The organism is Pseudarthrobacter sp. L19 (genome assembly GCF_050859435.1).
Classification (GTDB): Bacteria; Actinomycetota; Actinomycetes; order Actinomycetales; family Micrococcaceae; genus Arthrobacter.
Map to the genome: position 1 here is coordinate 882,007 of NZ_CP193935.1, position 24,235 is coordinate 906,241.

Genomic DNA, 24,235 nt, shown 5'->3' on the forward strand with positions numbered 1-24,235 from the left:
ATCATGGTCAAGCCCGGCGGCAGCGGCCAGCCGGCCAACTACACCCTGGTCTGCCGCGACGGCGTCCCCGCGGCGGAAAGCCAGCACCCCTCCGCCGCTGCCGCCTGCGCCGCCCTGAAGGCCAACGCCGCCCTGCTCAGCCCGGCACCCCGGCCCACGGACAAGGCCTGCACCCAGCAGTACGGCGGCCCGCAGGAGGCCACGGTCACGGGCTCGGTGGACGACCGGCCGGTCGAAGCCACGTTCAGCCTGCGCGACGGCTGCGAAATCGCCCAGTGGAACGCCGCCAAAGACGTCCTGGGCTCGAGCGGCGGGGCTGGCTAAACTGCAGCACCTGACAGAAGACCAGTGGACCCGGCGGGAGGCCGCCCACCAGGAACGCGTCCGGACCTACGCCGACCCCTACCTGGCACGGCGGTCGGCCGGCCGCAAGCACCCGGTGGAGGACTTCCTCTTCACCTACTACACCCAGAAACCCGGGCAGCTGTTGCGCTGGCACCCGGGCGCCGGCGTCGTACTCTCAGGCCCGGCCGCCACCGCGCGCGCTGACTGGAAGTACTACCGCGAGGCCGACGACGCCGAACGCGGCACCGCGGGCGTGCCCGACGGCGTCCCGGCATTGACCGTCGACGCCGAGCGCTTCCTGGCCGAACGGCGCGAGGCGGTGCAGTTCGCCGGGATCATCCTGGCCGGCACAGCGGCCCGGCCCGCACAGTTCGGCTGCTTCGGCCTGCACGAGTGGGCCATGGTCTACCGGCAGGACAAGTTTGCGCTCCGCCACGAATACCTCACCCTGCGGCTGGGCTCCGCGGGCACGGACCAGGTGGTGGAGGAAAACCGCATCCGCTGCTCGCACTTTGACGCCTTCCGGTTCTACACCCCGGACGCCGTGCCGCTGAACAGCCTCGCCCCGAGCCGGGAAAACCAGCGGGACCTCGAACAGCCCGGCTGCCTGCACGCCAACATGGACCTCTACAAGTGGGCCTACAAGCTGGCGCCCGTGCTGCCGAGCGAACTGGTAATGGACTGCTTCGAACTCTCCTGGCAGATCCGGGCCATGGACATGCAAGCCTCCCCCTACGACCTCCGCGAGTGGGGCTACCCGCCCATCAGGATCGAAACCGCCGGCGGCAAGGCCGACTATGTGGACCGGCAGCGCGGCTTCGCGGACGCCGCCCAGGAGTTGCGGGGCCGTCTGCTGCAGGAACTCGACCCGCTGCTCACGGCGGCCGCCCGCCAGCAGCACCGCACCGTAACCCAGGAAGGAACGCCATGACCGACACCGATGGCGCCGGCGAGCCGGCAGCTTCACCCCAGGACCAGACCACGAATCCCGAGGTGGACCTCTCCATCACGCTGACCGAGGCGCCGGGCGGCCCGGAGTACGTGTTCCGGCTGGTCGCGGACGGCCAGGAGCCCGGCCCTGAATCCACCCTCCCCGACGCCGCCGCCGCGCTGGCGGCCGTCCGGCAGCACGGTGAGGCTATCTTCTTCCCCGTGCCCGGGCCGCCGAAGCTCTGCACCCAGCAGTACGGCGGCCCGCAGGTCGCGGTGGTCACCGGCACGTACCGGGGCCGCGGCGTCGAGGCCCGCTTCAGCCGGACCGACGGCTGCGAGATCTCCCGGTGGAAGTCCATGGCCCCGCTCCTGGGCGGGACGGCCGGTTCCACCGGCGCGGTCTAGGCGCCGCAGCGGCGGCCCACGGCGCCTAGCGCCCGGCCCGCGGCCCTGGGACCCACGCGCCAGGGCATACAGAACGAAGAACAACAGCAGTGGCCGGCGGTAAGACCGCCGGCCACCGCTGTTGTTCAGGTGTTACGCGCTAGCGCTAGATAGCGTTGTTCGGGCTGTCCGGATCCTGCGGGACCACCTTGGCCTGTTCCTTCTTGACCTGGGCGCCCTTCTCCAGCTGGGTCGCGTTGCCGGTGCCCGCCTCGTCGCCCGGGCCGGTGTTGCTGGCCTGGTCCTCGGCGGTGGGGGCCACGGCGGTAGTTCCGTCCGGGCTCACGATGACGGTAACGAAGGTCGGGTCGCTGGCACCTTCGAAGGTGATCCGGCCGATGTACGAACCGGCCGCGAGGCCCTTCCAGTTCAGCGTGACCTTGCCGGCCTTGCCGTTGGTCAGCTTCAGCGGGTTCGGCGAGACCGAGGCGTTGCCCACGTTCGCGCCGAGTACGGCCGCCTCAACCGAGGCCTTGGTGGCCTTGCCGCCCGGGCTGGCGTACAGGTTCGCGTAGATCGTGTACGTTCCGGCGGCGGGGTTGGGGATAGACAGGGTCTCGCTCGAGGACGAGGTGGCAACCTGCTCCACGCCGCGCGGGGTGACCACGTACATGTCGAAGTCGGCGCCGGGATCGGAGGAGATCACGGAGAACTTCGCCAGCGGCACGCCGGCAGGGACCTGGACGGTTTTGATGTACGTCGAGGCATCGGCCGTGGCGGTGAACGGACCCGGGACCAGTTCGACGGCGGTGGCGTCGGCCTTGGAGAGGCCGTCCAGCGTCATGTTGGTGGGGTTGTTCGTGCCGGAGACCACCTTGATGTCACCGGAGCCGGTGCCCTTGGTGGTGGTCAGGGTGACGTCCTTCGGGGCCACCACAGACTGGGGGCGGACCGAGATCGGTGAGGTGACGGTCTTGCCGGCACCCTGCCAGGACAGCGAACCCATGGCGAACTGGCCCAGCGGGGCACCCTGGTTCTCGAAGGTGACCTTGAAGGTGCGCTGTTCGCCGGCGGCCTTGAAGTTCAGCGCCGCCGGAGCCACGCTGACCTTGATGCCGGGGACGTTGACGCTGGCCTTGTAGACACCCGGAGTCAGGGCGGTCACCGTGCGGGTGACCTCGATCTTCCCGGTGAGGTTGCCCAGGGCGAAGGACGGGACGTTCATGTCACGCGCCTTGGTGCTGGACTTCAGGCCCAGGTCCACGCCGGTGCCCTGGATGAACTTCAGGTAGTCCTGGGTGTTCGCGTCGTACACCAGGCCCGGGTCGACCATGCGGGCCGGGTCCACCTCGCCCGCGCCGGTGGCGAAGACGTCGGTGTTCTTGGTGCCGTCCGCAAGCTTGACGTCGGAGGTGGTGGTCATCATGGCGGACTTCACAGCGGCCGGGGACCAGGTGGGGTTCTTGCCCAGCAGCAGCGCGCCGAAGCCGGCCACGTGCGGGGAAGCCATCGAGGTACCGGACATGAAGCCGAACTTGGCACCGTTTTCACCGATCGGCGAGACACCGGCCAGAACTGCAACGCCGGGAGCGGTGACGTCCGGCTTCAGCAGGTCCGAATCGGTGGCCAGCAGCGGTCCGCGGGAGGAGAATCCGGCGATCTGCGGCTGGGCCTCCAGGGGCAGGCCGGTGGTGTCCTTGTTGACCAGGGAGACCTTGATACCCGGGTTGGCCGCGACCTTGTCCTTGATGGTCTGGGTGGCCGGCGGGTTCACGTGCACGGTGGGCACCGCGTGCTGGTCCGCGTCCAGGGAGGAGTTGGTGAGGTTGACGAGGATCATGCCGACTCCGCCGCCGCGCTTAACCTCGGCACTCTTGGCGACGCGGTCGAAGACGCCGCGGTCACACACGACAACCTTCCCGGCAACCTTGGCCGGGTCTAGGGTGTCCGGGCCGCACAGCGCCGCGTTTGCGTCACCGGCTTTGGCGGCCGCGGTTGCTGCCAGCACGACACCGGCGTCCTTGACCTCGCCGTTCATGATGCTGGCGCCACGGAACTTGCTGCCGTCGGCGAACTCAATGGTGCCCTGCAGTTCCTGCGAGAAGCTGCTGGCCGCCACGGTGGTCACCCAGGGGGCGCCGTGGTTGACGGTACTGGCGGTGGGGCCGGAGTTGCCGGCGGAGGCGGCGACGAAGATGCCGCTGGCCGACGCGTTCAGGAACGCGATGGAGACCGGGTCGATGACGGACGTCGCGGAACCGGAGATGGAGTAGTTCAGGACGTCGACGCCGTCCTCGATGGCCTGCTCGACGGCGGCGACGGATGAGGAACTGTAGCAGCCGCCGGTGTTGGGATCGGTGTCTTCCCAGCAGACCTTGTAGATGGAGAGCTTGGCAGCCGGGGCGATGCCGCTGGTCAGGCCGAAGCTGCGGCCGTCCACGAAGGATTCGACGTTGGCGTTGCCGGCCGCGGTGCTGGCGGTGTGGGTGCCGTGGCTGGCCACGTCCACCGGGGAGAGCTGCTCCAGCGGCGAGCGGTCACCCGGGGCCACGTAGTTAAGGAAGTCGTCGGCGAAGTAGTGCGCGCCGAGGACCTTGGAGTTGCAGGCGGTGCCATCGAAGGACGCACCGGAGTCAACACCCTTCTGGCAGTCGCTGGTGAACGTCTCGCCGTCGGCCTTGAGCATGGCAATCTTGCCATCCGCCGCGCGGTACGGGACGCCGACCACGGGGGCGCCGGAGAGCGGCTTGACCGGGTCGCCGGCAAAGAAGGCACTGTCCGGGGTGTAGCCGGTGTCGATGACGCCGACGACGACGCCCTTGCCGGCGCCGTCCTGGCCACCGAAGGTGGTGTTCCAGGTGCCGTTGGGGCCACTGAGCTTGAGGAAGTCGGTGGTGGAGTAGTCCGGGGCGTTCTCCGTGTCCGGAGCCACCGCCAGGACGCTGGGGTCCTTGGCGAGCTTGATCGCCTGGTCCGTGGTCAGCTTGGCGCTGAAGCCGTTGACCGCCGCCGAGAACTGGCGGCCCATCTTGACGTTCTGCTTGCCTGCGACCTCGGCCTGCTTCTGCTCGAGGTGCGCGCGGTAGTTCTTGACCTCGCCCTTGCTGGGGTCAAGCTTCTTGCCCGGTGCGGGTTTGGTGGCCGGCAGGCCGGGGGTGGAACCCTCGTAGCTGGCCGCCGGCTGCTCGGCCAGCATGACGATGTAGCGGCCGTCCGGGTAGTTCGCCGGGTCCAGATTCTTCTGGGCGACGCCGGCGACGGTGGCGCCTTGTGCCGGTGCCGCGGTAGCGGGCGCGATGGCAACAGTTGAGAGGAGAACCGGCAAGCCCAGGGTCAGTGCCGCGGCCCTCCGGAGTCCCCCGCTTCGAAGGAAGCTCTTTCCTGGTGATTTCACGAGTGTTTTGAACCTTTCAGAAGGAACGGTCCCGGCGCGGTGGCCGGGGACTGTGGTCTGGAACGGGCGCTGGAGCAACTCTGGTCTCATGCGGCCCGGCGGATACCAGCCGTTTCACACAGTACAGACTGAGAGCCGCATATGACATAGACCACAGGTAACGAATTAACTTTGGTCAAACGATTCGACAATTCTTGTCGCGGTCGGGGCGCACGGAAGCCGGGCGGTCTGTGACCGTCCGGCTTCCGGTATTCGCAGTGTCTTTTGCCCTCCGCGGAGGGTCTTGGGGGTGGTCCGATCCGCTACTGGCGGGGAGTCCGCACAACCTCGCTGATCCAGGCCCTGGTTTTCTCATCCAGCGGCCCGGCAACATTCGTCTCGCGGGCGGCCCGGTCGGCCAGGACCTTCTGCAGGACCATCCGGCCGAGGCCTGCAAAGACGGCGGCGGCGACCACGGGAAGGACCACGGACCTGGGTTTCTGAGCCATGCGTTCATCCTACTGATCCGGTCCGCACAAAAAAATCCCCTCAGGGCCGTGACGATTCCGAACGGCGTGCGTCTTTATCTATGTAGAGCGATTCACTCCGGCGCTCTCCCGACCACGGAAGAGAGAACCATGCGCAACAAGATCATTGCAGCAGTTGTCACGGCGCTGGCCGGCTGGCTCAGGGGACGGCTGGGCCGCCGCGGGGGCACACAGCCCCTGCGCGCCGCTAGGCCGCTGATCAGGGCAGCACAGGCCGCCGAAGAGTTCTGCACCCAGAATTCCCCCGCCCGGGGTGAATGCACAGAAGTACGTAACCGCAGCAACGAACAAGGAAGGTGTACATCATGGGTATCGGAGACAAGATCCAGAACGCCGCTGAATCCGCAGGCGGAAAGCTGAAGGAAACAGTTGGCAAGGCCACCCACAACGAAGAGCTCGAGGCCGAGGGCCAGGCTGACCAGGCCAAGGCCTCGGTGAAGAAGGCCGGCGAAAACGTCAAGGACGCGTTCAAAGGCTAATCAGCGCACCACTGCAAAAACCGGGAGGCGTCCTTGGGGGACGCCTCCCGGTTTTTGTTATGCCTGGTCCGTGACGGCTTCCCGCGGCGCCCCGGCCAGCGCGACGGTGTTCCGGCCCTTGGCCTTCGCCGCGTAGAGGGCGGCGTCCGCATCCGCAAGGATCCGGGCACCGCCGTCGTTGTTTGTATGTCCGCTGCCGGCGATGCCGATGCTGATGGTCAGTCCGCCGGACGGGTCGCCCGCGTGGACGATCCCCAGCTCCTGGACTGCCCGCCGGACCCGTTCCATCACCACGGCCGCCGCGGCGGGCGACTGGTAGGGCAGCAGGACCACGAATTCCTCACCGCCGTACCGGTACGCGCCGTCGCTCTGCCGCGCATGCCCGGCCAGCGCCGCACCGACGGCGGCGAGCGCGGCGTCGCCCGCCGGGTGTCCGTACAGGTCGTTGTAACTCTTGAAATTGTCGACGTCGCAGAGGGCCAGGCAGTACTCCTCGCCGTACCGTTCGGCCCGACTCTCCAGCCGCTCCAGGTCCTCGGTGAGCTTGAGCCTGTTGTGCAGCCCGGTCAGCGGGTCGGTCCGCGCCTGGGCAGCGAGGGCGTTGCGATACCCGGCGAGTTCTGCGTGCAGTGAGGTGACCCGGTCCGCGGCGAGCAGCCGCGTGTGCAGGGTGAACGGGTCCAGCGGCTTGGTGACGTAGTCGTCCGCGCCGGCCGCCATCCCGGCCAGCACATCGTCGCTGTCCCCGCGGGACGTCAGCAGCACCACGTAGGTGTAGGAGTCGCGTTCCGAGTCACGGATGGCCCGGCACAGGCTGAGCCCGTCGAGCCCGGGCATGTTCCGGTCCGTGACCACCACGTGCGGACGGTGCTTCTGGTAGAGCGCCCAGGCGGCGTCGCCGTCGGGGGCGGTGATGCATTCGTGCCCGGCCTGCTCGACGGCCGCGGCGGCCACCATCAGGGAGCCCCTGTCGTCGTCGACCACCAGGACCTTCACGCTTCACCTGCCAGGGCACGCCGGAGGGCGGCGTCCACCCGGTCGAGTTCGGCACCGAGGCGGTCCAGGAGCTCCAGCCCCGCCGCGCCGCCTCCGGTGGCCTCGAGTTCCGCACACAGCGACGCTGCAGCGGCGGCGCCGATGTTTCCGGCGGAGCCCCGCAGCTTGTGGGCCGCCTTCCGGACGGCAGTGCGGTCGGGGGCGGTGGTCATGGCGTGGCGGAGTTCCTTCAGGGTTGGGGGACGTCGTGAAGGAAGGCTTCGGCGGCGGCCGGGAGGAGCCCGAGGCCGTCCTGGGGCCCCAGCTGGCGAAGCACGGTCAACCGGGCCTCGTCCAGGGCGGGCGATGCTGCAGGGTCCGGCGCTGCCGGTTCCGGCATCGCCGGACCGGGCGGTTCGGCGTCCGACGGCGGCGGCGCCACCCAGCGCTCCAGTGCCGCCTCCAGGGCGGCCAGGTCCACGGGTTTCGTGAGGAAATCGTCCATCCCGGCGGCGAGGCAGCGTTCGCGGTCCTCGTCCATGGCACCCGCCGTCATCGCGATGATCGGCGGGCCGGCAGCCTCCCCGGCGCCCCGGATGGTCCGGGTCGCCGCGTAGCCGTCCATCACCGGCATGTGGCAGTCCATGAGCACCGCCGCGTAGGAGCCGGCCGCCACGGCAGCCACCGCTTCCCTGCCGTCGGAGACCACCTCCACGTCATAGCCGAGCTTGCCCACCATTTCCCGGGCCACGAGCTGGTTGACGGTGTTGTCCTCGACCACCAGCACCCGGCCGCGGGCGGCCTTGCCTGCCGGCTCCGGCACCGGGGAGGGCCGTTCGGGCACCCGGGGTCCGCTTCCGGCGCGCAGCCGGACCAGCCGGTTGTAAAACTCCGAGCTCCGCACCGGTTTGGTCAGCCACTCGCCGACGCCTGCCGCGGCGAGGTCGGCCGGGTCCACCTGGGGGTCGGAGGAGAGCATGATCATGGACGTGCCGGAGAGGACGGGATCGGCGGTGATCATCCGGGCCAGGTCGAGCCCGCTGACCTCCGGCATGCACAGGTCGAGGACGACGACGTCGAAGGGCGTCCCGGCGCTGCGGGCCTCTGCGCACCTGTCAAGGGCGTCGCGGGCGCCGCCGACGGAGTCCGGCGCCATCTTCCAGGACCGGAGCTGGGACTCCAGCACCAGCCTGTTGGTGGCGTTGTCGTCGATGACCAGCACCCGCAGCCCCGCGAGTGTGGCACCCGCGGACAGACCGTCGCCGCCGTCGTCGTCCGCCTGTTCCAAGGGGATCTCAAACCAGAACGTGCTGCCCTCCCCCGGGACACTGTCCAGCCCGATCTCTCCCTCCATGGCCTCGGTGAGGCGGCGGGAGATCGCCAGGCCCAGGCCCGTCCCGCCGTACCGGCGGGTGGTGGAGGAGTCCGCCTGGGAAAACGATTCGAAGAGCCGGTCATGGTCCTCCGGCGTGACCCCGATCCCCGTGTCGCGGACCTCGAACCTGACCGGGCACCGGCCGCCGTCGCATTTCCCGGTGGTTTCCGCGTGGATGGACACCTCGCCGGCGGAAGTGAATTTCACGGCGTTTGAGGCGAGGTTCAGCAGGATCTGCCGGATCCGGCCCCGATCGCCGGAGAGGCGGGCGGGCAGTTCCGGCTGGCAGTAGGCGATGAGTTCCAGGCCCTTGCCGCGGGCGGCCTCGCTGAGCAGCCCGGCGACCTCCTCGACCAGGCCCCGCGGGTCGAAGGAGCCGACGTCGAGTTCGACCTTCCCGGCCTCCAGCTTGGAGAAATCCAGGATGTCGTTGATGAGGGCCAGGAGGGACTCGCCGGCGCCGCGGACCCCTCGGCGTAGCGCCGCTGGGTCTCATCCAGCGGCGTGTCCAGCAGGAGGGCGGTCAGTCCGATCACCCCGTTCATGGGCGTGCGGATTTCATGGCTCATGGTGGCGAGGAATTCCGATTTCAGCCGGCTCGATTCCAGGGCCGCCTCCCGGGCGGCCAGGAGTTCCGCGGCGGCATGCCGCTGGCTGGTGATGTCGCGGACGATCTTGGCCACGCCGGTGACGGCGCCGCCCTCGGTGCGGATCGGCGAGATGGTCACCGATACCGGGACGATGCTGCCGTCCTTGCGCACCCGCTCGGCCTCGAAGCTCTTCGGGGTGCCGAACCGGCGGACCCCGGCCAGCATTTCCTCCTCCTCCGCGCGCAACGGCTCCGGGATCAGGAACCGCGCGTTGCGGCCGGATGCTTCCTCGGCGGTGTAGCCATAAAGCTTTTCGGCGCCCGCGTTCCAGCTGGTGATGACGCCGTCGGGGGTCATGCCCACGATGGCGTCCGCCGAGGAGTTCACGATCGCGCCCAGTCCCTTGAGCTGGGTGATCGCCGCCCGGGCCTGATCCTCGGCCCGGCGCCGGGCCGTGACGTCCCGGAAGCTCCAGACACGCCCGACAATCTCGGACCCCACCCGCTGGGGACGGGAGTAGCGTTCGAAGGTCCGCCCGTCCTTGAAGTCCAGGATGTCGAGGCTCTCGGCGCCGGGATCGGAATAGAGCTCCTGCACCTTGTCCAGGAAGCTGCCGGGGTCCGAGAGCTGGTTCAGGACGAATGCCATGACCTGGCCGTCGTCGTGGGAGTTCAGCAGCTCCGGCGGGATGCCCCAGAGTTTTCCGAACTGTTCGTTCAGCCCCGCGATGGTCCCGTCCGAGGTGACCACCAGGACCCCGTCCGCCGTCGACTCCAGGGTCGCGGCCAGCAGCGAGAGGGTATCGCGGAGCTGGTTTTCGGTCTGGCGCCGCTCGCTGACATCGCGGACGTTGACGATCACGTCGGGGGCCGGGCCGCTTCCCAGATGGGCCGCGCTGACCTCGATCGGGAACTCGGTGCCGCCCCGGTGAAGACCGGAAACGGCCTGCCCGGGACCCAGGCGGCAGATGTCGCCGGCGCCGGACAGCCCGGCGATGGCGCCCGCCAGCTCATCCCGGAAGCGCTTGGGCAGCAGCACGCCGAAATGTGAGCCCAGCAGTTCCTCCCGCGGGTAGCCGAAGAGCCGTTCCGCTTCGGCGTTCATGAAGCCGAGGACTCCCGCGCCGTCGATCCTCAGGACGGCTTCCGGCGAGCCCTCCACCAAGGCGCGGTAGGCGTCTCCGGCGCCTTCCACTTCGGCCATTCCCGTCCCATCAATCGCTTCAGTCCCACCGGCCCCATAGCCGCATCAGCCAAAGATATCCCGCCCCGCGTACCGCACCCGCAGTATCTCGTTCGGCGCGCGGGCGCGGTTCCCGCGGGCTACCCCACTCCGCCGCCGACGCTCGGCCCGGTGACGGCCCGGCCCGCTGCCGTAATTCATCCAATCGAAGGATTTTTTACAGGAATCTCTGGAAATTACTTCTTCACCATCCGTATGCTGGGTTCACTTGCATATCGCTACTCCGTGGGGGAGGTGTTTGAGATGGAAAGTTCACGGCCCTTGTGGCGCGTGGTCCGGCCTGTGCTTCTCGCGGCCGCCGCCGCGACCTCGTGGCTTGCCATCTCGGCCACGGCAGCCTCTGCCGACTCCCCCACCGACCGCGGGCCGCTCGCCGGGCAGGTCCTGTCCACCGTGACGGCGATCGCCGCTCCCGATGCAGCCGTCGACCTCCCGCTGGCTTCCCGCCCCGACGGTGATGCTCCCGCACCGGGGCTCCTCTCCGTGGTGCCGAAGCTGCAGCCGTTGGCCGGAGCGGTGACGTCCCGGGCTGATGCCCTGGTGGCAGCGGTCCCGGTGGCCGACGTTCCGGTGGTCGGTTCGGCCCTGACGCTCCCACCGCTGACCCCGGTCACAGACCCCGTCCTGGGCCTCGCGGACGACGCCGTGTCCGCCGTCGCGGTCTCCGCCGACTCTGCCGTCGCTTCCGTCGTCGACGGCGTGGGTCCGGTCCTCGGCGCCCTGACCGGGCCGGTTGCCGCCGTCGTCACGCCTCCAGCGCTGCCCGCCGTCCCGTCGGAACTGCCGGAAGTCCCATCGGAGCTGCCCGGCGGGGCGGCAGCGGCGGCACCCCTCGCCCCTCCGGCCGCAGCCGTTACGGGCAGCACCCGGGCCCCCTCTGCGGGCATCGAGCCTGCCCCTGCTGCGGCGGCCGCAGCCCGAGGCGCCGTCACGGCGGCGGCCTCCTCGGTACCCTGCGGGCAGACAGCAGCGCTGAACCCCGCTGAAACCCCGATGATGACCCTCGCCGATGATCCGGCCGATGAGCGGGCGCCGGCCGTCCCGGACCCCGCACCGGGCGTTCCCGGCAGCGGCTCGGGATCGGGGCACCCTCCGGCGGCAACGCCAACCCTGCCTGGCTCTCCAGCTTCCGCCTGCACCTTGCGGGCACCCTCAACATTCCGGCGCGGGGAGACCTGCTCGCGCCGCCCTCCCCGGTGTCCTTTGACCCGGGTTCGTCTCCTGACTAGTTGAGCCCTGCCGCGCCCAGGCGCGGCCACGGCGTCCACGGCCCCAGCGGCCGCTCAACCACTCTTTCCAGGAGACTTTGTCATGCATCAAAACCTTCGCCGAGGCCTGCTCGGCACCCTCTTCGCCGGCGGCCTGCTGGCCCTCGGAAGCACGGCGGCCTCAGCGGCCGACACGACCACCACCGGCTCGGACGGGCTCCTTTCCGGTACCCAGGTCACCGCGCCGATCTCGATTCCGGTCAACCTCGGGGCGACGTCCCTGGGGCTGCTGGGCGACTCCACCGCCACAACCGGCGGGCCCACCGGGACGGCACCTACCGGATCCACCTCCACCACGGGCGCGGACGGAATCCTCTCCGGCACCCAGGTCACCGCGCCGGTCACGGCACCGATCAACCTCGGCGCCACCTCCGTCGGCGCGCCGGGTGACTCCACCGCCACCTCCGGAGGGACCACCACCGGTACCGCACCGGCCGCACCCACCGGATCCACCGCTACCACCGGCGGGCCCACCGGGACCGCACCTGCGGCGCAGGCCGGATCCATGTCCACCACCGGGGCGGACGGGATCCTCTCCGGCACCCAGATCACCGCACCAGTGACGGTCCCGATCGCGCTCGGCGCCACCTCCGTCGGAGCGCTGGGCGACTCCACCGCCACCACCGGCGGCGGGACCACCACCGGTACCGCACCGGCCTCGCCCCAGGCTCCCTCGGCTGCGGGCCCGACAACCACCGGGGCGGACGGAATCCTCTCCGGCACCCAGGTCACCGCGCCCATCAGCGCACCGATCACCGTCGGCGCCACCTCCGTCGGCGCACTGGGCGACTCCACCGCCACCACCAGCGGCTCCGACGGTTCGGGTCAGGCGGCAGCGGGCCCCTCATCGGGTCCTGCCACGACGGGCGCCGGCGGCATTCTCTCCGGAACCCAGATCACCGCGCCCATCAGCGCACCGATCTCGCTCGGCGCCACCTCGGTGGGCGTGGGTGGCGGCTCTGCGGCCACGACGGGCAACCCGCCCACCGCCACCCCGCCGGTCGTGACTCCCCCGGTGGTTACCCCGCCGGTCGTGACTCCCCCGGTGGTTACCCCGCCGGTCGTGACCGCGCCAGTGGTAAACCTCCCGGCGGCGGAGACGCCCGCCGCCGTCCAGCCCGGAAACCAGGGCGCCACCGGCACCTCGCAGGGAACCGTGTCCGCCGCTTCGGCGCCGTCAGGCATCCCCGCCGGGGCCTCGACGCTCGCCTACACGGGGGCCAACGCCAACGCCCTATGGCTCGCGGGCCTGTTCCTCGGGGCAGGACTGCTGATGTTGTTCGGAGTGCGGCTCAAGCGGTCCGCCTAAGCAAGGTCGCTCGTAAAGGACTAACCGTCCCGTGAGCTGTCCGGGGACGCCCCACGGCGTCCCCGGACATCCGCGCGCACGGGGCCAACCAGGCTCCATCGGTCACGAATACGCCCGGCGGAGCGGGCCCGGTAGAATAAGCGTGCAAGCTCGCGGAGCGCCCGAACCACGCCGTCCTGGAACATTCCTGTTTCATCACAGCGGGACCGGCGTGAGACGGCACCACTCCGCTGCGCCCTTACCCAACGCTCACGCACAGGAGTTGCCGGATGCCCCGGATCGTTGTCGACGTCATGCCCAAGCCCGAGATTCTGGACCCGCAGGGGAAGGCGATCGTCGGAGCGCTGCCCCGCCTCGGATTCACCGCCTTCAGCGGCGTCCGCCAGGGCAAGCGTTTCGAACTCACCGTCGACGGCGAGGTGACCGAGGAAATCCTGGCCCAGGCCCGGAACGCCGCGGAGACCCTGCTCTCCAACCCGGTGATCGAGGATGTCGTCAACGTCGAGGTCGTCGAGGCCTGAAATGACTGAACAACCCCTGATCGGCGAAGCCGTCGCGATCGCTGCCGAGCCCCGGCTCGCTGGCGCAAAGATCGGCGTCGTCACCTTCCCCGGCACCCTCGATGACCGCGACGCCGCCCGCGCCGTCCGGCTGGCCGGCGCCACCCCGGTGGCCCTCTGGCACGCGGACACCACGCTGGCCGACGTCGACGCCGTCGTGATCCCCGGCGGCTTCTCCTACGGCGACTACCTGCGCGCCGGCGCGATCGCCCGGTTCGCCCCGCTCATGTCGAAGATCATCGACGCCGCCAATTCCGAGGCCCGCCTGCCGGTCCTGGGCATCTGCAATGGCTTTCAGATCCTCACGGAGTCGCACCTATTGCCCGGCTCCATGATCAAGAACGACCACCTGAAGTTCCTCTGCCGCGACCAGGTCCTCCGCGTGGAGAACACCGCCACGGCGTGGACCGGCGACTACAGCGCCGGCCAGGAAATCACCGTTCCGCTGAAGAACCAGGACGGCCAGTACATCGCGGACGAGAAGACCCTCGACGCGCTGGAAGCCGAGAACCGCGTGGTGTTCCGCTACGTCGGCTGGAACCCCAACGGCTCCCGCCGCGACATCGCCGGCATCACCAACGAGGCGGGCAACGTGGTGGGCCTCATGCCGCACCCCGAGCACGCCATCGAAGCGGGCTTCGGTCCGGAGAACGGCTCCGGCACCGAGGGCCTGGGCTTCTTCACCTCAGTCCTGAACAAGATCGTGGGAGACAACAAATGACCGAGACCCCCGCCGTGGCCAAGCCCGCGGAGTCCGGCAAGAAGTTCAACATCGACACGGTGGAGAACGCGGCCAGGACCCCGGACACCGAGCTGCCCTGGGCCGAGCTGGGCCTGAAGCAGAACGAGTTCGACGAGGTCGTCAAGGTCCTGGGCCGCCGCCCCACCGGCGCCGAGCTGGCCATGTACTCCGTCATGTGGAGCGAGCACTGCTCCTACAAGTCCTCCAAGAACCACCTGCGCCAGTTCGGCGAGAAGGTCACCGAGGAGATGAAGAAGGACATGCTGGTGGGCATCGGCGAGAACGCCGGCGTCACCAACCTCGGCGACGGCTGGGCCGTGACCTTCAAGATCGAGTCGCACAACTCGCCCTCCTTCGTGGAGCCGTACCAGGGTGCCGCGACCGGCATCGGCGGGATCGTCCGCGACATCATCTCGATGGGCGCCCGCCCCGTGGCCGTGATGGATCCGCTGCGCTTCGGCGCGATCGACCACCCGGACACCGCCCGCGTCATGCACGGCGCCGTGGCCGGCATCGGCGGCTACGGCAACTCCCTGGGCCTGCCGAACATCGGCGGCGAGATGGTCTTCGACTCCGTCTACCAGGGCAACCCGCTGGTGAACGCCCTCGCCGTCGGCGTCATGCGGCACGAGGACATCCGCCTCGCCAACGCTTCCGGCAAGGGCAACAAGGTGGTGCTGTTCGGTGCCCGCACCGGCGGCGACGGAATCGGCGGCGCATCCGTGCTGGCGTCCGAGTCCTTCGACGACACCAAGCCCTCCAAGCGCCCGGCCGTCCAGGTGGGCGACCCGTTCGCGGAGAAGGTACTGATCGAGTGCTGCCTGGAGCTCTTCAAGGGCTCCCTGGTGGAGGGCATTCAGGACCTCGGCGCGGCCGGCATCTCCTGCGCCACCTCCGAACTGGCCTCCAACGGCGACGGCGGCATGCAGGTTGAGCTGACCTCCGTGCTGCTGCGCGACCCCACCCTGACCCCGGGCGAAATCCTGATGTCCGAGTCGCAGGAACGCATGATGGCCGTGGTCACCCCCGAGAACGTCGAGGCGTTCGAGGCCGTGATGGACAAGTGGGCCGTGGAGTACTCCTGGCTGGGCGAGGTGACCGACACCGGCCGCCTGATCATCACCTGGGACGGCGAAGTGATCGTCGACGTCGACCCGCGCACCGTCGCCCACGACGGCCCGGTCTACGACCGCCCCTACGCCCGCCCCGAGTGGCAGGACTCCGTGCAGGCGGATGCCTTCACCGGCTCCGTGCAGGACGCCGGCCGCCCGGCAGCCCCGTCCGAGCTCGCGTCAGCCGTCACCGAGCTGGTGGCCTCACCGAACATGTGCAGCAAGGCCTGGATCACCAACCAGTACGACCGGTACGTGGGCGGCAACACCGCCATGGCGTTCCCGGACGACGCCGGCGTGGTCCGGGTGGACGAGGAGACCGGCCTGGGCGTGGCCCTGGCCACCGACGCCAACGGCCGCTACACCTACCTGGACCCGTACCAGGGCGCGCAGCTGGCCCTGGCCGAGGCGTACCGCAACGTGGCCACCTCCGGCGCCATCCCGATGGCCGTCAGCGACTGCCTGAACTTCGGTTCCCCCGAGGACCCGGACGTCATGTGGCAGCTCGCCGAAGCCATCCGCGGCCTCTCCGACGCCTGCATGGAACTCGGCATCCCGGTCACCGGCGGCAACGTCTCGCTCTACAACCAGACCGGCACCACCCCCATCCACCCCTCCCCGTGGTGGCGGTGCTGGGCAAGCTCGACGACGTCGCCCGCCGCACGCCGTCGGGCTGGCGTGAAGACGGCCAGGCGATCTACCTCCTCGGCACCACCGGCACCGAACTGGACGGGTCCGAATGGGCCAACATGCGCGGCCACCTGGGCGGCCGGCCGCCGAAGGTAGACCTCTCCGCCGAACGCGAGCTGGGCCAGATCCTGATCAACGCCTCCCGCGACGGCATGGTGGACTCCGCCCACGACGTGTCCGAGGGCGGGATCGCCGCCGCCCTGGTGGAATCCTCGCTGCGCTACGGCGTCGGCGCCCGGATCTCGCTGCAGGACGTCATGGATCGCGACGGCGTGGACCTCTTCACCGCGCTGTTCTCCGAGTCGCAGGCGCGCGCCGTCGTGGCCGTGCCCCGCTCGGAGGAGATCCGCTTCAAGGACATGTGCACCGCCCGCGGCTTCGCGCACGTCCGGATCGGCGTCGTCGACGCCGAGGGCGGCACGCTGGAGATCAACGGCGTGGACACCCTGAGCCTGGACGCGCTCCGCGAGGCTCACGAGGGGACCCTGCCGAAGTACTTCGGCTAAGTCCCCACCGCCGCGTGAACAGAACGGCCGCCCCTCCTCAGGAGGGGCGGCCGTTCGGGTTAAGCGCCGCCTCTGGTCAGGCGGTGTACGGCGTCAGCGGGTCATCGACGCCGGCGGCGTCGCGAACGGCGCGCCCGGATAGCGCTGGGCGGCGGCGTCCATCAGCCGGCCCCACTGCCCGCCGGCGATGTCCGCGCCGTCCACGCCCACGTAGTAGCGGCCGTTGATGGTGATGTCCTGGTTCACCCAGCGCGGCCCGATGCCCTGGTAGCTGCCGAACCAGGATGCCGTGGCGATCCCGGAGGTGCCGCCCACGGTCCAGGTCATGGTGTTGCCGTCGGTGGTGCCGGTCTTGGCGAAGATGTCCGTGGCCTTGGACACCGGGATGTTGTAGCCCGAGCCCCGGGTCAGCACGTTCTTCAGCGCAAAGGTCACCCCGGCCGCGACGTCCGGATCGATGGCCTGCTGGCAGTGCGCGTCCGGGACCGGGTACGCCTTGCCGTGCGGGCCGGTCACCGATTCGAGGGCGATCGGGTCGCAGTGCTTGCCGCCGGCGGCGAAGGTGGCGTACGCGTCGGCCATGGTCAGCGGGGCGACGTCCTGGGTGCCGATCAGGCTGGCGATGCTGGAAACGTCGTAGGGCTTGTTGGTGTGTCCGTCCGCGACACCGGCCGCCGTCGCCATCTTCTGGATGTTGCAGAAGTCCAGCTGCGCCGCGGACTGGAAGGTGATGGTGTTGATCGACTGGTAGAGGCCCTGCAGGACGCTCATCCTGACGTAGTGGTTCGCGTCGTCGTTGGGCAGGAGCTGGGTCCCGGCCGCCGGGTCATAGGAACCGGTGGTGCGGCCGCAGGAGTTCTGCCAGGGGTAGCCGGGCCGGTAAAGGCGCACCGCACCGTCCAGGACGGTGCCCATGGACTTGCCGGCGCGGAGCCGCTCGGCGAAGACGAACGGCTTCATGGTGGAGCCGATCTGGAAACCGCCGGCGCCGTCGAGGGGCTGGCCGTTGGCGTCTCGTTCGGGCAGCGCGAAGTTGCCGGTGTAGTTGCCCGGACCCGCCGTGGGGTTGTAGTTGGTGTTTTGCGCCATGGTCAGAACCTTGCCGGTGCCGGGCTGGACGCTGACCAGGGACGCCCCGCGCTGCAGCGGGTCGGTGGCTGACATGGAGGCGTTGACCTGGTCCTGGGCCACCTTTTGCAGCGCCGGGTCCAGGGTGGTGCGGATAGTCAGACCGCCCAGGTAGAGCAGCTTCTTGCGGGCGTCCTCGTCAGGCCCGAAGGCCGGGTCGTTGAGGATCAGCCTCTGGACGTAGTCGCAGAAGTAGGGTGCGGAGACGGCACCGGCACAGCCCTGGCTGGCGGGGTGGACGTTGAGGCCGATCGGGGCCTTGACCGCTGCGTCGTGGTCGGCCTGGCTGATCTTGCCCTGCTGGAGCATCTTGTCCAGGACCTCGTTGCGCCGGGCCACCACGTGGTCCGGTTGAGTGAGCGGGTCGTAGTAGACCGGGCTGTTGACGACGCCGGCCAGCGCCGCCGCCTGCGGCAGGGTCAGTTGCGCGGCGCTGACGTTGAAGTATTCGTGGGCGGCGGCGTCGATCCCGTACGCGCCGTTGCCGAAATAGACCACGTTGAGGTAGCCCTGCAGGATCTGGTCCTTGGAGTAGCTCTTTTCCAGGGCAATCGCGAGCTTCATCTCCCGCAGCTTGTCCCCCACGGTCTTGGCGTAGCCGAGCTTGACGTCCTCACTCTTTCCCTGCGCCACGAGGGACTCGATGATCATGTTGTTGACGTACTGCTGGGTGAGGGTGGACGCGCCCTGGCGGCCGCCCTGCGCGGTGGCGACGAGGGCACGCAGGATGCCGGTGGTGTCGATGCCGCCGTGCTGGTAGAAACGGGCGTCCTCGATGGCGACGATGCCGTCCTTGATGAAGGGGACATCTTGTCCAGGCTGACCGGGGCGCGGTTCTCCGCGTAGAAGGACGCGATGACGGAACCGTCGTTGGCCAGGACGGTGGAGGTGGCAGGCGGGGCGTTGAGGTTCAGGTCGTCGGGGAGCTTGTCGAACATGCCGATCGAGTCGCTGACCACCGCGCCCGCCATGGCGGTTGCGGGGATAAAGAGGCCGGCCACCAGCACGCCGCACACGGTCCCGGCCGCGATGAAGGCCAGGACCGCACGCCAGAGGGATCGCCTAGCGGGCATCGGGATGCTCCCGGGTCGCGGGGGCGGTCCCGGCGTCGACGGCGGAGGGGGCATCGCCAGCGGACGGCGCCTCCACGGCGGGCGGCGCGTCGCCGCCGTCGGGCGCGGCGCCCGGGGTCGCCACCGAACGCTTGCGGCGGAAGGTCAGCAGGAAGCCCGCAACACCGCCCAGGAAGATCAGCGCGGCCACCCAGGTGTTGACCCGGAGCCCCAGGATCAGGTTGGCGTAGTCCGAACGCATCAGTTCGAACGCGAAGCGGCCCGCCGTGTATCCGGCGACATAGAGGGCGAACACGCTGCCGGCACCGAGCTTGAAGCGGCGGTCCAGGAAGAGGATGAGCAGGGCCACGACGACGCACCAGAGCGATTCGTACAGGAAGGTCGGCTGGAAGTAGCCGAGCACCACGGCGGCGCCGGAGGGATCGGTGACCGCGTTTCCTGCGCCGTCCATCTGGTGGATCTGCAGCTTCCACGGCAGGGCGGTGGGGTCGCCGTAGAGCTCGTTGTTGAACCAGTTGCCCCAGCGGCCGAGGGCCTGGGCGAAGAGGACGCCGGGCGCCACGGAATCGAGGAAGGCCACGAAGGACACCCCGGCCCGGCGGCAGCCGATCCACGCACCCACGCAGCCGAGCGCGATCGCGCCCCAGATGCCCAGGCCGCCGTCCCAGATGGCGAACGCATTCCAGGGGTTCCGGCCGGGCAGGAAGTACAGCTCAGGGTCCGTGATGACGTGGTAGATCCGGCCGCCGATGATCCCGGCCGGGACCGCCCAGACGCAGATGTCCAGGACCTGGCCGGGCAGGCCGCCGCGGGCGATCCAGCGGCGGGACCCCAGCCAGATGGCCACCGCGATGCCGGCCAGGATGCAGAGGGCATAGAAGTGGATGGTCAGCGGTCCCACGTGGAAGGCGCTGACGGTCGGGGACGGGAAAAACGAATCTCCGGCGGTCATGGCGGTCCTGTCTAAGAAGTGCGCGGCACGGTAATTGGTTCTGCCACAGAACTATTCTAGGTCCGACTGTATCCGGCTAAACTGGGCGGATGATGAGGGCCGTGGAATCCGCACCGGAGGCAGCGGCCCGCCGGGACTCCGACGCATGGTCCCTGACCGGCGTGATCACCCGCCTGCGCAGGGTGCTGCGCTCCAGCGTGCGACAGGAATTTCCCTGGGAGGCGCTGCCGATGGCCCAGGTGGAGATGATGCAGCGGCTGGCCGAGGAGCCGGGAATCGGCGTAAGCGGGCTGGCGTCGCGGCAGCGGCTGGCCGTCAACACGGTGAGCAACCTGGTCCAGCAGATGGTGGTGTCGGGATTGGTGGAGCGGCTGACCCGGCCCGGTGACCGGCGTTCGGTGACGCTGACCCTGACCGAGCGGGGCGCCGCGGTGCTGGCCGCCTGGCAGGACGCCAATGACCGCCGCCTGGGCGAGGCCCTCCGGCGGCTGCCCGGTTCCTCGCAGCAGGCCATCGAGGACGCCCTCCCGGCGCTGGCCGCCCTGGCCGCCCTGCTGGAGGCGGACGACCAGGATCCCGACGGCGGCGGCCCGACTTCCCGGGACCCCGCGTCCTGAGGCCGGGCGCCGGAGGCCGGAGCCGGGCGCCGGGCCTAGTCGTCGCTGCGGAGTTCGCGCTGGCGGGCGCTGAGGAGTTCGACCTCCGGCCGGGCCGCTACGAAGCGTTCGACGGCGGCCAGCACTTCGATGAGGTGCGCGCGGTCCGCGGCGACCAGTCCGGCGCCCACCAGGGCCCTGCGGTACTGGTCCTGGTAGCCGGCCTCCGTGACGGAGATGTCGAAGCGCCGCTTCAGCTCCGCCAGCAGCGGCCGGACCACGGAGCGCTTTTCCTTCAGGCTGTGAACGTCGCCCAGCAGAAGGTCGAACTCAATCCAGCCGATCCACATGGCCCCAGCGTAGCGTCCGGGCTAGATGGTGAGCTCGCCCATCCGGTCCCAGCCGTCGCCGTCGATCTGGCGGCTGATGATCCGGGGCGTCTCCACCAGGGCCTGGGGCATGTCCTCCATGGCCTTCTTGAAGTGGGCGCTGTTGACGTGGTCTCCGGCGGCGTCGTCCTTGAAGGCCTCGACGAGGACGAACTCGTTCGGGTCCTCGACGCTGCGTGACCACTCGAACCAGAGGTTCCCGGCTTCCTTGCGGGTGGACGTGGTGAAGTCCTCCACGAGGCCGAGCCAGCGCTCGGACCAGTCGGGCTTGACCTTGAATTTGACGACGATGAAGATCATGGACGGTCCCTTTCGGTACGGATACGGTCTTTCAGTATTTCAGCAGGCCGGTCTGCCCGCTGCCGGTCAGCCGGTCAGCAGGCGCCGATGGCGGCCCGGGCGATCTCCTGCTGCCGGGGCGTGCCCACGCGTTCGGCCCACTGCTCCGCCAGCTGGAATTCGACCATGGCCTCGGTGCAGCGGCCCGCTTCGTGCAGCGACCAGCCCAGGTTGTTGTGCAGCGCCACCAGCCACCGCCGGGTGCGTTCGTCGCCGGCGGTGGAGGCGTACTCGAGGGCGCTGCGGGTCCAGGCTTCGGCGTGGGCGGTGTCCGCGATGGCCAGCATGTGCAGCGCGTCCACGGCCAGGAAGTCCTCGCCGAGGTGGTCCGCGAGTTCCGCTGCCTGCTCAAAAAGGGGAACGGCCATCTCGGGGTGGCCGCCGGAGTTGAGCACCCGTCCGCGCTCGAGTAGGACCCGGACGGCCACGGTGGGTTCGTCGGCGTCGACCTCGTCCAGCAGCGCGTCGGCCTCCTCGTAGCGGCCCTGCAGCCCGATCGCCCGTCCCAGCTGGGTGGCAAGTTCGGCGCGTTCATCGGCGTCGAACGCCGGGTCCTCCAGCGCCTCCCGGAAGCGGGCTTCGGAGAGCCCGGGGTTATCGAAATTCCAGATCAGGTCCAGGTTCTGTTGGTTCAGCATCCACTCACTCCTGCTCGGTTCACGCCGGCGGCCAGTTCCTGTGCACTCCTAACGTACCGGGAAGTGACCAGCCGGCGCGCCCGGTCCGTGACGGGACGGCCGGCAGCGTAGAACCAGGTGGACGGGACACCGAAGGCCGTGATGGTGATCAGCACCCGGCCGGCCTCATCCAGCGCAACCTCAAAGGACTCCTCGCCCCGGACGGGGTGCCCGGGCAGGGTGCCGTAGCCGAAGCCGGCCGACTGCGGGCCGCCCCCGGGGCGGGCCGGGTGCACCCAGACCACCTCGCAGGGGGCGTCGATGCGGAACGGGCCGACGCCGAAGCCGCTGACCACGCGGACGCCGGGGGCGACGTCGGATTCGGCCCGGACCCGCAGCCCTGCACCGCGGTGCAGCTGCCAGGTCATCAGGCCGTGCACCGCCCGGCGGTAGGCCGCCTCGCCGTCGCCGATGTAGGCCCGGGTGACGATGCCGTTGCCGTCCGCGGGAAGCCGGCCGCTCTCGGTGGCACCGACGCCGGAATAGGTTAGCTCGCCCGCGGCGATCCGATTCCCGCCCCTCACGGCTGGTCCCAGTTCCGGCCGTCGCCGCGTGCCAGCCGGGACCAGCCCAGTTGCGACTGCTGCACCCGGCTCAGGGTGGCCACCACCAGGTCGTAGGAATCCTCCACCATGTCCCGGATCATGTCGTCCGGCAACGCCCCGTCCAGCCGGACGCCGTTCCAGTGCCGCTTGTTCAGGTGCCAGGCGCCGGTGATCTCCGGGTGCGCCTGCCGGAGCTGTTCCGCGAGCGCCGGTTCGCATTTAAGACTCACGCTGAAGTCCTCAGCGTCCATGGCGGACAGGGCGAAGACCTTCGCCTGGTGCCGGGCCCCGCCGGCAATGGCGGCGCGGACCTTGAACACGGCCGTCTCGGGCCCGAACGGGTAGTCCTCAAAGGCGCCGGGGAAGCCCAGGCAGATCTCTCGCAGTGCGGCCTCATCCATGCTCCGAGCTTACGTCCGGGCACGGACATCGGGCAGGCCGGACCCGGGCTCAGAGGCCCAGGAGCGGCGCTTCCCGGGACGGGCAGGCGTTCATGACGACGTCCAGTCCGGCGGCCTTGGCCCGTTCGGCCGCGGCCTCGTCGATGACGCCCAGCTGCAGCCAGACGGCGCCGGCGCCGGCGGCAATCGCCTGGTCCACCACGTCGCCGACGCGTCCGGAGTTCACGAAGCAATCCACGACGTCGATGGGCCGCTTCTCCGCCGGGATTTCCGCCAGCGAGCGGTAGCCGGCCTCCCCGTGGACGTCGTCGCCGGGCAGGTTGACCGGGATGATGCCCATGCCCAGGCGGTCGCGGATGAACAGCGAGGTGTCGTAGGCCGCGCGCCATTGGTTGGTGCTCAGGCCCACGATGGCCCACCGCCCCTTGGTGCGCAGGAGGCGTTCGACAACGGCGGGATCGTTCACGTGGCTCATGCCGCCAGCCTACGTCCGCCGGCAGCGCCCCCGCAGTAGGGAAACCCGCCCCGGGCACTGTGCCGAATTTCTGACCGGACCAGGCACCCGAAGCCCGCAGGTGTCCGAATATTACGCGCCCATTTGGGAAAAATCGGCCGTTCGGTTTTAGTAGACAGTGACCATCCCGAGCGGCCGAGAGACCTGGATCGATGACGCCGCAGCAACCCTGGTCGACGGACCTCCACCCCGGAGCCCGCCGATAACGAGGACGCACGCCGAGGGAAAGGTCCGGACTGACTACCCGGGCCAAAGGCTGCTTCCGTAGGGTGCTACTGCCAGGACCGATGGAGTAACCCTATGACTGCTGTCCTGCACCCACCCCAGCCCCGGTCCGACGCCCGGCCTGGCTCCGGCACCCCCGCCCTCCCGGTGTCCTTCCGCCGCCTGGGCCGCGCCTTCGGGACCGGGCCCGCCGCGCACACCGTCCTCCGGGACGTCAGCTTCGACGTCGTCCCCGGCGAGGTGCTGGCCATTCTCGGCGCCTCCGGCTGCGGCAAATCCACCCTGCTCCGGGCCGCCGCCGGGCTCGACGCCGCCACTTCCGGCAGCGTCGCCATCGACGGCGCGCCGGTGCGCGGCGTCGACGATCGCTGCGCTTTCGCGTTCCAGGAGCCGCGGCTGCTGCCCTGGCACACGCTCCAGGCGAACATCGCCATCGGCCTGCCCGCCGGCGTCAGCGCCCGCGAAGGCAAGGCCAAAGTGGCCCGCCTGCTGGAACTCGTAGGCCTGCAGGACTTCGCCAAGCACCGCCCCCGGGAGGTCTCCGGCGGCATGGCCCAGCGCGCGTCGCTGGCCCGGGCCCTGGCCCGGAACCCCGGCGTGCTGCTCCTCGACGAGCCCTTCGGCGCCCTCGACGCACTGACCCGGATCAAGATGCAGGACCTGCTCCTGGAGGTCCACCGCGCCGAACCCACCACGGTGCTGCTGGTGACGCACGACGTCGACGAGGCCCTGCAGCTGGCGGACCGCATCATCGTGCTCGACCGGGAGGACACCGAATCGTCCCCGGCCGGCGCCACGATCGTGCGCACCCTCACCGTCCCCGGCGGCCGGCCCCGGGACCGCGCCTCGGCCGAACTCGCCCGAATGCGTACCTCGCTCCTGGCCAGCCTCGGCGTCGACGGCCACTAACGACACCGGCCCCGCCGCGCCGGTCACGGCCTGGACGGCTGGCGCGCTCCCGCGGG

At 69.8% G+C, this 24,235-nt stretch carries 22 protein-coding genes and 3 pseudogenes; 11 read left to right on the plus strand and 14 right to left on the minus strand.

Features of this window, described 5'->3' with window-relative positions; genetic code table 11:
• The first annotated feature begins 3 nt into the window (after positions 1–3).
• From ACRQ5B_RS03990 to ACRQ5B_RS04000, 3 genes are read left to right on the plus strand one after another with little or no spacing between them, the layout of a single operon-like run.
• A complete protein-coding gene (locus tag ACRQ5B_RS03990) occupies positions 4–324 on the plus strand; it encodes an SSI family serine proteinase inhibitor (protein WP_432397159.1) in 321 nt (106 codons plus the stop codon).
• A complete protein-coding gene (locus ACRQ5B_RS03995; protein WP_432398691.1) occupies positions 317–1,276 on the plus strand; it encodes a 3-methyladenine DNA glycosylase in 960 nt (319 codons plus the stop codon). The genes ACRQ5B_RS03990 and ACRQ5B_RS03995 overlap by 8 nt, the downstream gene beginning before the upstream one ends.
• Complete coding sequence (locus ACRQ5B_RS04000; protein ID WP_432397162.1) at positions 1,273–1,683, plus strand: serine protease inhibitor; 411 nt, start codon at positions 1,273–1,275, stop codon at positions 1,681–1,683. The genes ACRQ5B_RS03995 and ACRQ5B_RS04000 overlap by 4 nt, the downstream gene beginning before the upstream one ends.
• Positions 1,684–1,828: 145 nt before the next feature.
• On the opposite strand, the gene ACRQ5B_RS04005 is transcribed toward ACRQ5B_RS04000, so the two are convergent.
• Complete coding sequence (locus ACRQ5B_RS04005) at positions 1,829–5,056, minus strand: S8 family serine peptidase (protein WP_432397165.1); 3,228 nt, start codon at positions 5,054–5,056, stop codon at positions 1,829–1,831.
• 302 nt (positions 5,057–5,358) lie between these two features.
• On the minus strand, positions 5,359–5,544 hold the full coding sequence (locus ACRQ5B_RS04010; RefSeq protein WP_412884762.1) for a hypothetical protein: 186 nt from the start codon (positions 5,542–5,544) through the stop codon (positions 5,359–5,361).
• Positions 5,545–5,888: 344 nt separating this feature from the next.
• Between ACRQ5B_RS04010 and ACRQ5B_RS04015 the strand changes: the two genes are divergently transcribed.
• Positions 5,889–6,062, plus strand: coding sequence for a CsbD family protein (locus ACRQ5B_RS04015; RefSeq protein WP_290256743.1), 174 nt, complete (start codon positions 5,889–5,891; stop codon positions 6,060–6,062).
• Between the two features lie 57 nt (positions 6,063–6,119).
• Here the strand turns inward: ACRQ5B_RS04015 and ACRQ5B_RS04020 are convergent, their stop codons facing one another.
• From ACRQ5B_RS04020 to ACRQ5B_RS04030, 3 genes and pseudogenes are all read right to left on the minus strand, one after another.
• Positions 6,120–7,058 carry a GGDEF domain-containing response regulator gene (locus ACRQ5B_RS04020; protein ID WP_432397170.1) on the minus strand — a complete coding sequence of 313 codons (939 nt, stop codon included), beginning with the start codon at positions 7,056–7,058 and terminating at the stop codon, positions 6,120–6,122.
• Positions 7,055–9,410 (minus strand): annotated as a pseudogene (locus ACRQ5B_RS04025) (response regulator); the annotation flags it as partial. The pseudogene ACRQ5B_RS04025 and the gene ACRQ5B_RS04020, both read right to left, overlap by 4 nt.
• Before the next feature lie 426 nt (positions 9,411–9,836).
• Positions 9,837–10,205: pseudogene (locus tag ACRQ5B_RS04030) on the minus strand (PAS domain S-box protein); the annotation flags it as partial.
• A 282-nt stretch (positions 10,206–10,487) separates the two neighbouring features.
• Between ACRQ5B_RS04030 and ACRQ5B_RS04035 the strand changes: the two are divergent.
• The 5 genes and pseudogenes from ACRQ5B_RS04035 (at position 10,488) to purL (ending at position 16,431) form a co-directional block, all read left to right on the plus strand.
• Positions 10,488–11,477: a hypothetical protein gene (locus ACRQ5B_RS04035; protein WP_432397173.1), complete on the plus strand. Its 990-nt coding sequence runs from the start codon at positions 10,488–10,490 to the stop codon at positions 11,475–11,477.
• A gap of 78 nt (positions 11,478–11,555) precedes the next feature.
• A complete protein-coding gene (locus ACRQ5B_RS04040; protein ID WP_432397176.1) occupies positions 11,556–12,821 on the plus strand; it encodes a chaplin family protein in 1,266 nt (421 codons plus the stop codon).
• A gap of 269 nt (positions 12,822–13,090) precedes the next feature.
• A complete protein-coding gene (gene purS, locus ACRQ5B_RS04045) occupies positions 13,091–13,342 on the plus strand; it encodes a phosphoribosylformylglycinamidine synthase subunit PurS (RefSeq protein ID WP_290256746.1) in 252 nt (83 codons plus the stop codon).
• Position 13,343: 1 nt separating this feature from the next.
• On the plus strand, positions 13,344–14,102 hold the full coding sequence (gene purQ, locus ACRQ5B_RS04050; protein ID WP_412884757.1) for a phosphoribosylformylglycinamidine synthase subunit PurQ: 759 nt from the start codon (positions 13,344–13,346) through the stop codon (positions 14,100–14,102).
• Positions 14,099–16,431, plus strand: a pseudogene (gene purL / locus ACRQ5B_RS04055) (phosphoribosylformylglycinamidine synthase subunit PurL). The gene purQ and the pseudogene purL overlap by 4 nt, the downstream one beginning before the upstream one ends.
• A gap of 93 nt (positions 16,432–16,524) precedes the next feature.
• On the opposite strand, the gene ACRQ5B_RS04060 reads toward purL, so the two are convergent.
• The 3 genes from ACRQ5B_RS04060 to lgt are packed head-to-tail and all read right to left on the minus strand — an operon-like array spanning position 16,525 to position 19,584.
• Positions 16,525–18,303, minus strand: a complete 1,779-nt coding sequence (locus ACRQ5B_RS04060) for a transglycosylase domain-containing protein (RefSeq protein ID WP_432398692.1) — start codon at positions 18,301–18,303, stop codon at positions 16,525–16,527.
• Positions 18,207–18,632, minus strand: coding sequence for a hypothetical protein (locus ACRQ5B_RS04065; protein WP_432398806.1), 426 nt, complete (start codon positions 18,630–18,632; stop codon positions 18,207–18,209). The genes ACRQ5B_RS04060 and ACRQ5B_RS04065 overlap by 97 nt, the downstream gene beginning before the upstream one ends.
• On the minus strand, positions 18,622–19,584 hold the full coding sequence (gene lgt, locus ACRQ5B_RS04070; protein WP_432397180.1) for a prolipoprotein diacylglyceryl transferase: 963 nt from the start codon (positions 19,582–19,584) through the stop codon (positions 18,622–18,624). The genes ACRQ5B_RS04065 and lgt overlap by 11 nt, the downstream gene beginning before the upstream one ends.
• A gap of 101 nt (positions 19,585–19,685) precedes the next feature.
• On the opposite strand from lgt, the gene ACRQ5B_RS04075 reads away from it, so the two are divergent.
• Positions 19,686–20,201: a MarR family winged helix-turn-helix transcriptional regulator gene (locus ACRQ5B_RS04075; RefSeq protein WP_432397183.1), complete on the plus strand. Its 516-nt coding sequence runs from the start codon at positions 19,686–19,688 to the stop codon at positions 20,199–20,201.
• Between the two features lie 35 nt (positions 20,202–20,236).
• Here ACRQ5B_RS04075 and ACRQ5B_RS04080 read toward each other — a convergent pair whose 3' ends face one another.
• From ACRQ5B_RS04080 to ACRQ5B_RS04105, 6 genes are all read right to left on the minus strand, one after another.
• Positions 20,237–20,530 (minus strand): DUF503 domain-containing protein, encoded by a 294-nt coding sequence (locus tag ACRQ5B_RS04080; RefSeq protein WP_290256752.1) that lies wholly within the window; start codon positions 20,528–20,530, stop codon positions 20,237–20,239.
• Positions 20,531–20,551: 21 nt separating this feature from the next.
• Positions 20,552–20,869: a putative quinol monooxygenase gene (locus ACRQ5B_RS04085; protein ID WP_377972684.1), complete on the minus strand. Its 318-nt coding sequence runs from the start codon at positions 20,867–20,869 to the stop codon at positions 20,552–20,554.
• A 74-nt stretch (positions 20,870–20,943) separates the two neighbouring features.
• Complete coding sequence (locus tag ACRQ5B_RS04090; RefSeq protein WP_432397186.1) at positions 20,944–21,546, minus strand: hypothetical protein; 603 nt, start codon at positions 21,544–21,546, stop codon at positions 20,944–20,946.
• Positions 21,540–22,109 (minus strand): DUF1990 family protein, encoded by a 570-nt coding sequence (locus ACRQ5B_RS04095; RefSeq protein WP_432397189.1) that lies wholly within the window; start codon positions 22,107–22,109, stop codon positions 21,540–21,542. Before ACRQ5B_RS04095 ends, ACRQ5B_RS04090 begins: the two co-directional genes overlap by 7 nt.
• Positions 22,106–22,531 carry an MmcQ/YjbR family DNA-binding protein gene (locus ACRQ5B_RS04100; protein WP_432397192.1) on the minus strand — a complete coding sequence of 142 codons (426 nt, stop codon included), beginning with the start codon at positions 22,529–22,531 and terminating at the stop codon, positions 22,106–22,108. Before ACRQ5B_RS04100 ends, ACRQ5B_RS04095 begins: the two co-directional genes overlap by 4 nt.
• A 49-nt stretch (positions 22,532–22,580) precedes the next feature.
• Positions 22,581–23,006 (minus strand): CoA-binding protein, encoded by a 426-nt coding sequence (locus ACRQ5B_RS04105; RefSeq protein WP_432397194.1) that lies wholly within the window; start codon positions 23,004–23,006, stop codon positions 22,581–22,583.
• A gap of 339 nt (positions 23,007–23,345) precedes the next feature.
• Here ACRQ5B_RS04105 and ACRQ5B_RS04110 point away from each other — a divergent pair, with 339 nt between their 5' ends.
• On the plus strand, positions 23,346–24,179 hold the full coding sequence (locus ACRQ5B_RS04110; protein ID WP_432397197.1) for an ABC transporter ATP-binding protein: 834 nt from the start codon (positions 23,346–23,348) through the stop codon (positions 24,177–24,179).
• Positions 24,180–24,235: the final 56 nt, after the last annotated feature.

What these genes read in the sequence shown, in the direction of transcription:
- lgt (WP_432397180.1), bottom strand. Translation starts at nt 19,584, where the DNA reads ATGACCGCCGGAGATTCGTTTTTCCCGTCCCCGACCGTCAGCGCCTTC.
- ACRQ5B_RS04035 (WP_432397173.1), top strand. Translation starts at nt 10,488, where the DNA reads ATGGAAAGTTCACGGCCCTTGTGGCGCGTGGTCCGGCCTGTGCTTCTC.
- purQ (WP_412884757.1), top strand. Translation starts at nt 13,344, where the DNA reads ATGACTGAACAACCCCTGATCGGCGAAGCCGTCGCGATCGCTGCCGAG.
- ACRQ5B_RS04040 (WP_432397176.1), top strand. Translation starts at nt 11,556, where the DNA reads ATGCATCAAAACCTTCGCCGAGGCCTGCTCGGCACCCTCTTCGCCGGC.
- ACRQ5B_RS04000 (WP_432397162.1), top strand. Translation starts at nt 1,273, where the DNA reads ATGACCGACACCGATGGCGCCGGCGAGCCGGCAGCTTCACCCCAGGAC.
- ACRQ5B_RS03990 (WP_432397159.1), top strand. Translation starts at nt 4, where the DNA reads ATGGTCAAGCCCGGCGGCAGCGGCCAGCCGGCCAACTACACCCTGGTC.
- ACRQ5B_RS04065 (WP_432398806.1), bottom strand. Translation starts at nt 18,632, where the DNA reads ATGCCCGCTAGGCGATCCCTCTGGCGTGCGGTCCTGGCCTTCATCGCG.
- ACRQ5B_RS04010 (WP_412884762.1), bottom strand. Translation starts at nt 5,544, where the DNA reads ATGGCTCAGAAACCCAGGTCCGTGGTCCTTCCCGTGGTCGCCGCCGCC.
- ACRQ5B_RS04100 (WP_432397192.1), bottom strand. Translation starts at nt 22,531, where the DNA reads ATGGATGAGGCCGCACTGCGAGAGATCTGCCTGGGCTTCCCCGGCGCC.
- ACRQ5B_RS04080 (WP_290256752.1), bottom strand. Translation starts at nt 20,530, where the DNA reads ATGTGGATCGGCTGGATTGAGTTCGACCTTCTGCTGGGCGACGTTCAC.
- ACRQ5B_RS04015 (WP_290256743.1), top strand. Translation starts at nt 5,889, where the DNA reads ATGGGTATCGGAGACAAGATCCAGAACGCCGCTGAATCCGCAGGCGGA.
- ACRQ5B_RS04090 (WP_432397186.1), bottom strand. Translation starts at nt 21,546, where the DNA reads ATGCTGAACCAACAGAACCTGGACCTGATCTGGAATTTCGATAACCCC.
- ACRQ5B_RS04105 (WP_432397194.1), bottom strand. Translation starts at nt 23,006, where the DNA reads ATGAGCCACGTGAACGATCCCGCCGTTGTCGAACGCCTCCTGCGCACC.
- ACRQ5B_RS04085 (WP_377972684.1), bottom strand. Translation starts at nt 20,869, where the DNA reads ATGATCTTCATCGTCGTCAAATTCAAGGTCAAGCCCGACTGGTCCGAG.
- purS (WP_290256746.1), top strand. Translation starts at nt 13,091, where the DNA reads ATGCCCCGGATCGTTGTCGACGTCATGCCCAAGCCCGAGATTCTGGAC.
- ACRQ5B_RS04110 (WP_432397197.1), top strand. Translation starts at nt 23,346, where the DNA reads ATGACTGCTGTCCTGCACCCACCCCAGCCCCGGTCCGACGCCCGGCCT.